The organism is Paraburkholderia solisilvae (assembly GCF_902859875.1).
GTDB classification, from domain to species: domain Bacteria; phylum Pseudomonadota; class Gammaproteobacteria; order Burkholderiales; family Burkholderiaceae; genus Paraburkholderia; species Paraburkholderia solisilvae.
On record NZ_CADIKF010000019.1, the window covers coordinates 111,006 to 120,598 of the forward strand.

A 9,593-nucleotide genomic window follows, 5' to 3' on the forward strand; every position below is an offset into this window, starting at 1 on the left:
ATTAAAGTCAAATATGCAAAACTATTTCGCTGATCGCATGCCAGGCCGCGGGTTGCGCCGCCCTCTCGCCCTGCGCGCCGCGCGCACGATGCTGGCCGCCTCGGTCGCCTGCGCGGCGCTGCTTGCGCTGTTTGCGCCCTACGCGACGGCTGCGCCCGCGGATACGATGATCAAGGCCGTCAAGTTCGACGATGTGAAGGAGGTGAAGAAGCAGCTCGCGAACGGCATGGATCCGAACCTCGCCGACGACTACGGCATGCCGCTGCTGGTGCTGGCCGCGCGCGAAAAGTCGGAAAAGGTCGCGGCGGTGCTGCTCGACAATCCGAAAACGAACATCGAGATCACCGACAAGGCCGGCGAAAACGCGATGATGATGGCAGCGCTCAATGGCGACGCCGAACTCGTGAATCTGCTGATCGCGAAGGGCGCCGAAGTGAATCGCAAGGGCTGGGCGCCGCTGCACTACGCGGCCACCAACGGCAACGACGAAGTCGTGAAGTTGCTGCTCGACCATTCCGCGTATATCGACGCCGGTTCGCCGAACGGCACCACGCCGCTGATGATGGCCGCGCGCGGCGGCCACGTGTCGACCGTCAAGCTGCTGCTCGACAATGGCGCGGACCTGAACGTGAAGAACCAGCTGGGCCTGACCGCGCTCGACTTCGCGAAGCACTACAAGGAGCCGGATGTCGTCGAAGGGCTGACCGCGCGGCTGCAGCAGACGCAAAATCGCGGGCCTGCTGGCGGCGCGCCCGCCGACGGCGCTGCGCCGGCGTCGCAAAACGGTGCAAAATAGCGGACCGGCTCGAGATGGCTGAGATCGCTGGGATCGCAGCCATGACCGGATAAAATCTGCATCGCTTATACCTCGAAGGATCACCATGCTGCGGGTTCTGATTTGCGTCAGCGTGCTTGCCGTGCCGCTGTCGGCGAACGCGTTTACGGGGGCTGACCTCAACAGGCTGTGCACGAAAACCGATATCGCGTCGCGAAGCGCATGCGGTGCGTATATCGAAGGCGCGGCGGATGGCGTGTTCAATACGATCGATGCGATCGGCGGCACGACCGGACCGCGCGTCGGGCAATACTTTTGTCTGCCGCCCGAAGCCCGTTCGCAGCAACTGACCGATGCGGTGCGCAAATACATCGCGGAAAATCCGAATGCGGCAAGCTTCAATGCGAGTACCGCGGTGTCGCTCGGGCTCGGCAAGGCGTTTCCATGCAAGGGGGCGAACTGAGCTCCGCACGACTCGGCTCGGGACGCGCCATTCCGACGCTCGGGCATCGGTAGTCGCCTCGCGCGGCACGGATTCATTCGGGTGTTCGCGGTGACGATGTGCGCCGGCTGAAGCCGCTTCTCGAGCATCGGCTTCGCGCGTGTGAACGGGTTTTCGCAGCGCGTTCCGATGGGTGACGGTTCATGCTGCGTTGGTTCGTGCTCCGTTGGTTGATGCTCTGTTTGCCGGGGCATCCAGTATCAGTCGTATCCGCCCGCAATCTGCCGCGCATGTCGCGGCAATGCAGCCGCTGCCTGAAGGTCTGCGGATCCATAGGTTCGTGGATCTGCAGGGCTGCGGGTCTGCGTTTCAGAAAGCCTGTGTCAGACACAGGCACGCGCGCTGCATGTCCGTACCGTCGCCGGCTCGGTGATGGTCACTGAGGGTCACTGAGGGTCACAGCGAGGCGCGCAACGTGCGCGCCGTCAGTCGCTTCGCCGGCCATCGGTCCGGCCGCAATGAGCACGGCGTCGACGCGCATCCCGATCGAACCAACCCATACCCATGGTCGGGCGATCGATCGGACACGGTGCGCGACGCAGTTCGACGTCGCATGCCGCGATTTGCGTATCGGTCGCGCATCGGTCGCGCATCGGTTCGGTTGCCTGAGCGGTCGCCGTATCGAGTGGCCATATTGAGCCGGCTTACGCAGATCGCCCGGCACCGGCCGCTCTCCCTTTTTCCGTAACCTGAACAGGAATGACGCATTCATGGTGACGTTCGACGATTTCAGCCGCATCGCCGCGGCGCCGCTTCATGCATGGCCCGGCGCGCTGATCGTGTCCGTCTGTCTGAGCGTCGTCGCGATCGGCGTGCACTGGCTGGGGCAGCGGGTGCTGATGCGTATTGCGCGGCCGTATCCGGTGATGACCGTCGTGCTGCACCATATCGGCCGGCCGGCGCGGTTCGCGATGGCGATCGTCGCGCTCGAGATCGTCTGGTGGGAAGCGCCGGACACGCTGCTTTTCATCGGCGGCTTGCGCGACGCGGCCGCGTTCGCGCTGATCGCCGCGATCACGTGGCTATCGGTGCGCAGCGCGGCTGCGATCGGCGAAGCGATCGTCGCTGCCCATCCGCTCGACACCGTCGACAACCTGCAGGCTCGCCGCATCCACACCCAGGCGCGCGTGCTCGCACGCACGGTGATGGTGGTGATCGTGATCATCGGGATCGGCGCCGCGTTGATGACCTTCCCGAATGTCCGGCAGATCGGCGCGAGCCTGCTCGCCTCGGCGGGCGTCGCCGGTCTGGTCGCCGGTATCGCCGCGCGGCCGGTGCTCGGCAATCTGATCGCCGGCCTGCAGATCGCACTGTCGCAGCCGATCCGGCTCGACGACGTGGTGGTGATCGAGGGCGAGTGGGGCCGCATCGAGGAAATCACGGGCACCTATGTGTCAGTGCGGCTGTGGGACCAGCGGCGCCTGATTGTGCCGCTGCAATGGTTCATCGAGAATCCGTTTCAGAACTGGACCCGCAACGACGCGCAGATCGTCGGCAGCGTGTTCATGTTCGTCGACTACCGGATGCCGCTCGCGCCGCTGCGCGACGAACTCGCGCGGCTTGTCGAAACCGCGCCCGAGTGGGACGGCCGCGTGCAGGTGTTGCAGGTCACCGATGCGACCGAACGCGCGATGCAGTTGCGCGTGCTGGTCAGCTCCGGCGATTCGGCACTCAACTGGGATTTGCGCTGCCGGATTCGCGAAGGGCTGGTGAGCTTCGTGCAGCGCCACTATCCGCACTATCTGCCGCGCGCGCGCGCCGATCTGGCGGCAAACTGGGTCGCCGACGCTGACGTGGGGCGCGTGATCGCGGCCGCGGATACGGGCGAGCCGCTCGAGCGGATGCCGAACGCGACACCCGCGCCGGCGTCGAGCACCGTCGCGGATACCGCGGCCGATCCGGTGGCGGGCCACGGCGCGCGGGCGCCGGCGAGGCATCGGGGGAAACAGGCGGTGGAGCAGCAGGCAGGTGAGCCAGCGGGCCGCGCAGCAGGCGAGAGGGCTGATGACCATGAAGCAGGCCGCGCAGCAGGCCATGAAGCAGCCCGGCAACCCCCCCGCGAGCCCGGCCACGAAGCGCGCCCAGAAGCACACTGCACCGACGCGTCGCCCGAGCGCACCACGTAGCGCCGGACGGCGCGACGCAAGCGCGAATGGAAACGCGACGGTAACGCGACGCGCAACGCAACCGCGCAGCGCAAGCGCGCACCCGCTCGCGCAGCAAACCGTAACGCGCGCCGGCAGCACGAACCGCTGCGGCGCAAACCGGACGGCCTGCAACCGATCCGGCCTGCGACCGGTCGAACCCGACAGCGGGCCGCACCGGATATGAGCATGAACAGAACTTCAAGGACACCAGCATGGGCCGACTGATCGTCGTATCGAATCGCGTGGCGACACCTACCGAAACCAAAGGATCCGCCGGCGGGCTTGCAGTCGGCCTGTTCGGCGCGCTGAAGGACGCGGGCGGCGTCTGGTTCGGCTGGAGCGGGGACGTGGTCAGCGAGACGGTCGCAAACGCGGGCCCGACGCTCGAGCAGGATGGGGCCGTGACGTTCGCGACGGTAGGCCTGACGCGCAAGGACTACGACCAGTACTACCGGGGTTTTTCGAACGCGACGCTCTGGCCGGTATTCCACTATCGCAACGACCTCGCGCGCTATGAGCGCGACGAATACGCCGGCTACCGGCGCGTGAACGCATGGCTCGCGCATCGGCTGACCCAACTGCTCGAGCCCGACGACATCATCTGGGCGCACGACTACCATCTGATTCCATTCGCCGAAGCATTGCGTGCCGAAGGCGTGAACAGCCGGATCGGCTTCTTCCTGCATATTCCGTTTCCGTCGCCGCAAATCCTGATCAACATTCCGCCGCACGAAGAACTCGTCAAGTCGCTGTGCTGCTACGACCTGCTCGGCTTTCAGACCGACACCGACCAGCTCGCGTTTCACGACTACATCGAACGTCATGCGCGCGGCACCGTGAAGCCGGGCGGCCACGTCGAGGCATTCGGCCGCAAGCTGCGCACCGGCGTCTACCGGATCGGCGTGTTCCCGGACGAGATCGCCGAGCAGGCGAGGCGCTACGAAAGCCGGCAGCACGTGCTGGATCTGAAGCAGAGCCTGGAAGGCCGCAAGCTGATCATGAGCGTCGACCGGCTCGACTATTCGAAGGGACTTGTCGAGCGCTTTCGCGCCTTCGAGCAGCTGCTCGAACGTTCGCCCGAATGGCGCGGCAACGTCACGCTGGTGCAGATCGCGCCGCCCACGCGCGCCGATGTGTCGACCTATCAGCAGATCCGTCAGGACCTCGAATACGAAGCAGGGCGCATCAACGGCCGCTATTCGGGCCTCGATTACACGCCGATCCGCTATCTGAACCAGCGCTACGACCGCTGGAAACTGATGTCGCTGTTCCGCGAATCGCAGATCGGTTTCGTCACGCCGCTGCATGACGGCATGAATCTCGTCGCGAAGGAATACGTGGCCGCGCAGAACCCGGACGATCCAGGCGTGCTGGTGCTGTCGATGTTCGCCGGCGCGGCGGCCGAGCTGACCGGCTCGCTGATCGTCAACCCGCACGATTCGGTCGGCATGTGCGAGGCGCTGCAGCGCGCGCTGTCGATGCCGCTCGACGAGCGCAAGCGCCGCCATGACATCAACATGGCCGCGCTGCGCAAGAACGACCTCGGCGTGTGGCGCGATACGTTCCTGCGCGATCTGCGCAGCATCCGGCCCGCCAGCCCGGCGCCGCGCAGCGCGCCGTCGGCCTGAGGCTGCGCTCGAACCGCGAGGCCGATCATGCTGACCACGCTGGCGGTGGCCAACTACCGTTCGCTGCGCGATCTGATCGCGCCGCTGCACGGACTCAATGTCGTGACCGGCCCGAACGGCAGCGGCAAGTCGAACGTGTATCGCGCGCTGCGCCTGCTTGCCGCGACCGCGCGCGGCGGCGTGATTCCGTCGCTGGCGCGCGAAGGCGGCCTGCAGTCGACGCTGTGGGCGGGCCCCGAGCGCTTTTCGCGCGCGATGCGGGCCGGCGACGAGCCGGTGCAGGGCACGCGCCGCCACGAGCCGGTGAACCTGCGCCTCGGTTTTGCCGGCGATGAATTCGGTTATGCGATCGACCTCGGCTTGCCGATTCCGGGGCCGACGCAGTTCAGCCTCGACCCGGTCATCAAGCGCGAGTGCATCTGGAGCGGGCCGCTGTTGCGTCCGTCGGCGCTGCTGGTCGACCGGCACGGCGCGTCGCTGCGCACGCGCGCGGACAACGGCGACTGGCAGACCGTGCCGCAGACGGTGGCGAGCTTCGACAGCATGATGACCGAGTTCGCGGACCCGCGCGGCGCGCCGGAAATGCTCGCGGTGCGTGAACAGATTCGCTCGTGGCGCTTCTACGACTACTTTCGCACCGACGCGAGCGCGCCCGCGCGACTGCCGCAAATCGGCACGCATACGCCGGTGCTGGCCGACGACGGCGCGGATCTCGCGGCCGCCTTGCAGACGATTCGCGAGATCGGCTCGCCGCGCGCGCTCGACGATGCGGTGAGCGATGCGTTTCCCGGCTCGCGCATCGATATCACGAACCTCGACGGCCGCTTCGAAGTGACGATGCATCAGCACGGCCTGTTGCGGCCGCTGAAGGCCGCGGAACTGTCCGACGGCACGCTGCGCTATCTGCTGCTGATCGCCGCGCTGCTGACGCCGCGTCCGCCCGCGCTGCTGGTGCTGAACGAACCGGAGACGAGTCTTCATCCCGATCTGCTGCCCGCGCTCGGACGGTTGATCGCACAGGCGTCCGGGTCTTCCCAGGTGCTGGTGGTGTCGCACGCGGCGCGTCTCATCGCCGCGCTCGAGCGCGACAGCGGCAGCCAGTCGCTGGTGCTCGAGAAGGAGCTTGGTGCGACGCGCATCGCGGGTGTCGACGAATTCGACGTGCCGGCGTGGAAGTGGCCGGCGCGATAGGTCGCGGCCGGATAGATTGCGGCCCGAAGGATTGCGGCCCGACAGATCGCGCATCCATAGATAGCAGACCCGACGGGTCGCGATGTGAGCGGCTCGCCGTAAGTCAGGCTGCAGTGACGCAGGTGGCCGCCAGGCAGCTCGCGGCGCAGCCGGTTGCGCGCGAAGCCGTGCGCACTTCGCGCGTGCGCGTCGTGCCGCTTAAAATGCGCGGTCCCGTGTGCATCGATGCGCGTCGCATCGTTCTCTCTTCGTGAGCGAATGTTTCCCGACTGTAACAGCGCTCTGCAAGTGAAATAGACGCGGTTTTTTCCATCCGCCCAGGCAATAATCGAGTCACGTAAGCAAAACGACAGCAGGCAGCAAGGCAAAAACGCCGGCAAAAAGCCGTCGCGCATGGGAGGCCTGCATGCGGAGCGAATCGCCGTTCACACCCCGCAGCCTCACCGCGGGCGACGACCTGCGGTTCGCTCCAATTGCCCGCAAGCCTGCCGCGCTGGCATACTCGCTCGCCACTACGGAGACGTCATGAGAATTGCGCAGATCGCCCCTTTGACGGAGTCGGTACCGCCGAAGCTTTACGGCGGCACCGAGCGTGTCGTGTCATACATCACCGAGGCGCTGGTCGATCTCGGCCACGACGTCACGCTGTTCGCCAGCGGCGACTCGGTCACGCGCGCGAAGCTCGAAGCGGTGTGGCCGCGCGCGCTGCGCCTCGATCCGGGCATTCGCGACCGCGTGGCGCCCCATATGCTGCTGATGGAACTGGTGCGCCGCCAGGCCGACCAGTTCGACGTGCTGCATTTCCATATGGATTACTACTCGTTCTCGGTGTTCAAGCGCCAGGACACGCCGTTCGTCACGACGCTGCACGGCCGCCTCGATTTGCCCGAGCAGCAGCCGGTATTCGATACGTTCAATACCGCGCCGGTGGTCTCCATCTCGAACTCGCAGCGCCAGCCGCTGCCGCAGGCGCGCTGGCTGACCACCGTGTATCACGGTTTGCCGGAAGCGCTGTATACGCCGCAACCGGTCGAGCAGAAGTACCTCGCGTTTCTCGGCCGCATCTCGCCCGAGAAACGGGTCGACACGGCGATTCGCATCGCGGGCCGCTGCGGCATGCCGATCCGAATCGCGGCGAAAGTCGATGCCGCCGACCGCGAATATTTCGAGCGCGATATCCGGCCGTTGTTCGATCTGCCGTATGTCGAATACATCGGGGAAATCGCCGACCATGAGAAGGCCGGATTCCTGTCCGGTGCGCATGCGCTGTTGTTCCCGATCGACTGGCCCGAGCCGTTCGGGCTGGTGATGATCGAAGCGATGGCATGCGGCACGCCGGTCATCGCGTTCAATCGCGGTGCGGTGCCCGAGGTGGTCGATGACGGTGTGTCCGGCTTTATCGTCGAGGACGAGATCGGCGCGGTGGCGGCGGTGAACCGCCTGCACAAGCTGCCGCGCGAGGGCGTGCGGCGACGCTTCGAGGAGCGCTTCACGTCGCACCGGATGGCGCAGCAATACGTGGACGCGTATCAGTCCGTGATCCGTGCGCAGAAGCGCTCGCGCTTCAAGGTGATCGATACGTCGACGAGTCCGTGAGATTGCATGGCGCCAATGATCGGCGCGACGCGACCGCGCCGATGTGAGTCTTCAGCTTAGGACTGCGAGCCGCCCGATCTCAACTGGTTGTAGGCCCAGTTAGCCAGCGCGGGATCGTGTTGCGGCTTCGAGCTATGCTCGAAGCGCAGCAGGCCGCCCCCCGCGTAAGCGTCGTCGGGGCGATGAGCTTTCCAGTCCTCCGAGCACCCGCACGGCGGCTGCACGTCGCGCTTCTCATTGCCCGAGCGTCCGTTTACGCCGATGATCCCGAGCGAACCGGCATCCTCGACGCGCGTATGAATCTGATGGGTGACATTCATTTTTTGCCCTTCCTTTTATAAAGCAGGTTGGAGAATCGCTTCGCGCTCGGCGAGCGCGTGCGATGGACACGTCGCTGCGCTGACGTGTCGATTCCATTTTGCTCAGGGCGGCTAAGGGCGGGAAATACTGGAACATCGTGACCCAAACACGGCAGCATTGCGCGCCGCTGCATGCGGATGGGGAAATCGAATCCGTCGACCGGATGCGCTGAACCCACAAAGCCGGACCCCGGCTTTGTGGGTTCAGTTCAGCAAGACGTGAGACTGTTGCGCGTCAGGATGCCGGGTGCATGGACGGCGGCGGACAACGCTGACCGGACGCGCTGCGCGGCTAGATCTTCAGCCGCGTCACCTTCGTACCGGCGAGGGATACATCGGCCATCAAACCCGCGTTAGTGAGGATGAACACTTCGACCGGTGCAGTCGCGGTGGTCGAATCGACGGCGCCGTTGGCGCCGATCTTCACGAGCGCGACCGACGCATCGGCGCCGACCGACCAGCCGTCCGCACTGCGGAAGCGGTCGAGCGCGTCCTGCGTCATGAAGCAGAAGATGATCGCCTTCGATTGCGCACCGGCTTGCAGGCCAAACGAACCCGACACCGTGCTGTAGTACCCGACGGAGCTGCCGCCGACGCGCAGCGCGCCTTCGCCGTACTGCCCGCCAATCACGAAACCAACCTGAATCACCGACGGGAACACCAGCACGCCGCGCGATTTCGCGACCAGCTCGCGCGAACCGGTGACAGTGCTGTAAAGCCGGGACATCGTGCCGTCGACGCTCGCGTCAATCGACTGCCGCTTCGACATGTCGGTCGCGCCCGATTCTCCACTCTTCGTGGTGGTGGTGCAGCCTGCGAGTGCAAGACTTCCGAAAGCGAGCGCGGCGCTACTTTTTAGAATGAAGTTTCGTCTTTGCATCGTTTTTCTCCATCGTGGTTCCGGGTATGCAGCCTCAGTTCACGCGGGTTGCTGTTTAGTTATAACACACGGATGCATAAAGAGCGTCTTTTACCGGCGACCCGCAGCGCCTTGTGTGATGGGCGTTTCCGGGCGGGCGACCGATGCTTCGGGTAAATCCGACCGGTGCCGCGGTACGCGCCGGACCGCTGCGCGTGGCAGATTCGCACGGCGCGCGGCTCTCGCGTCATCCGCTTTTGCGCTGACGATTTGCCCGCCGCGGCAGCTGCGAATCCGGTTGTTTTTACTGATATCAGCGCGCCGTTATCGTCAGTTGAAGCCTTGTTGAAAGTGTTGCAGCGGCGCATCACTCGCCGTTCAAGCGCCCAGGCGCCCAGGCGCCTGAACGCCTCAATGCCTCAATGCCAACCAGCCGCCTGACTGCCAGCCCGCATACGCGGAGCGTACGCCGCGCGCTTCAGTGATTCGCGGGGCTCTTCGCCGACCCTGGCGCGGCGCCGGGCGCCGCATGGGGC

The 9,593-nt window shown here is 65.6% G+C and carries 8 protein-coding genes; 6 read left to right on the top strand and 2 right to left on the bottom strand.

Translation table 11 applies throughout. The annotated features are described in order from the left end of the window. Positions 1-37: 37 nt before the first annotated feature. The 6 genes from HV675_RS14005 to HV675_RS14030 all read left to right on the top strand — a co-directional run bounded on the left by HV675_RS14005 (position 38) and on the right by HV675_RS14030 (position 7,839). Entirely contained in the window at positions 38-796 is a 759-nt protein-coding gene (locus HV675_RS14005) for an ankyrin repeat domain-containing protein (protein WP_377700728.1), read from the top strand. 85 nt (positions 797-881) lie between these two features. Next, a complete protein-coding gene (locus tag HV675_RS14010; protein WP_175111511.1) occupies positions 882-1,238 on the top strand; it encodes a Rap1a/Tai family immunity protein in 357 nt (118 codons plus the stop codon). 749 nt (positions 1,239-1,987) lie between these two features. Then, a complete protein-coding gene (locus HV675_RS14015) occupies positions 1,988-3,403 on the top strand; it encodes a mechanosensitive ion channel domain-containing protein (RefSeq protein ID WP_175111512.1) in 1,416 nt (471 codons plus the stop codon). A 233-nt stretch (positions 3,404-3,636) separates the two neighbouring features. Further along, entirely contained in the window at positions 3,637-5,052 is a 1,416-nt protein-coding gene (gene otsA, locus HV675_RS14020; protein ID WP_175111513.1) for an alpha,alpha-trehalose-phosphate synthase (UDP-forming), read from the top strand. A gap of 27 nt (positions 5,053-5,079) precedes the next feature. After that, entirely contained in the window at positions 5,080-6,243 is a 1,164-nt protein-coding gene (locus tag HV675_RS14025; protein ID WP_175111514.1) for an AAA family ATPase, read from the top strand. A 525-nt stretch (positions 6,244-6,768) separates the two neighbouring features. Then, positions 6,769-7,839, top strand: a complete 1,071-nt coding sequence (locus HV675_RS14030) for a glycosyltransferase family 4 protein (RefSeq protein WP_175111515.1) — start codon at positions 6,769-6,771, stop codon at positions 7,837-7,839. A gap of 56 nt (positions 7,840-7,895) precedes the next feature. On the opposite strand, the gene HV675_RS14035 is transcribed toward HV675_RS14030, so the two are convergent. Together HV675_RS14035 and HV675_RS14040 are read right to left on the bottom strand one after the other, a co-directional pair. Further along, a complete protein-coding gene (locus tag HV675_RS14035) occupies positions 7,896-8,159 on the bottom strand; it encodes a hypothetical protein (RefSeq protein WP_175111516.1) in 264 nt (87 codons plus the stop codon). Positions 8,160-8,490: 331 nt separating this feature from the next. Continuing rightward, positions 8,491-9,078 (bottom strand): BPSL1445 family SYLF domain-containing lipoprotein, encoded by a 588-nt coding sequence (locus tag HV675_RS14040; protein WP_175111517.1) that lies wholly within the window; start codon positions 9,076-9,078, stop codon positions 8,491-8,493. Positions 9,079-9,593: the final 515 nt, after the last annotated feature.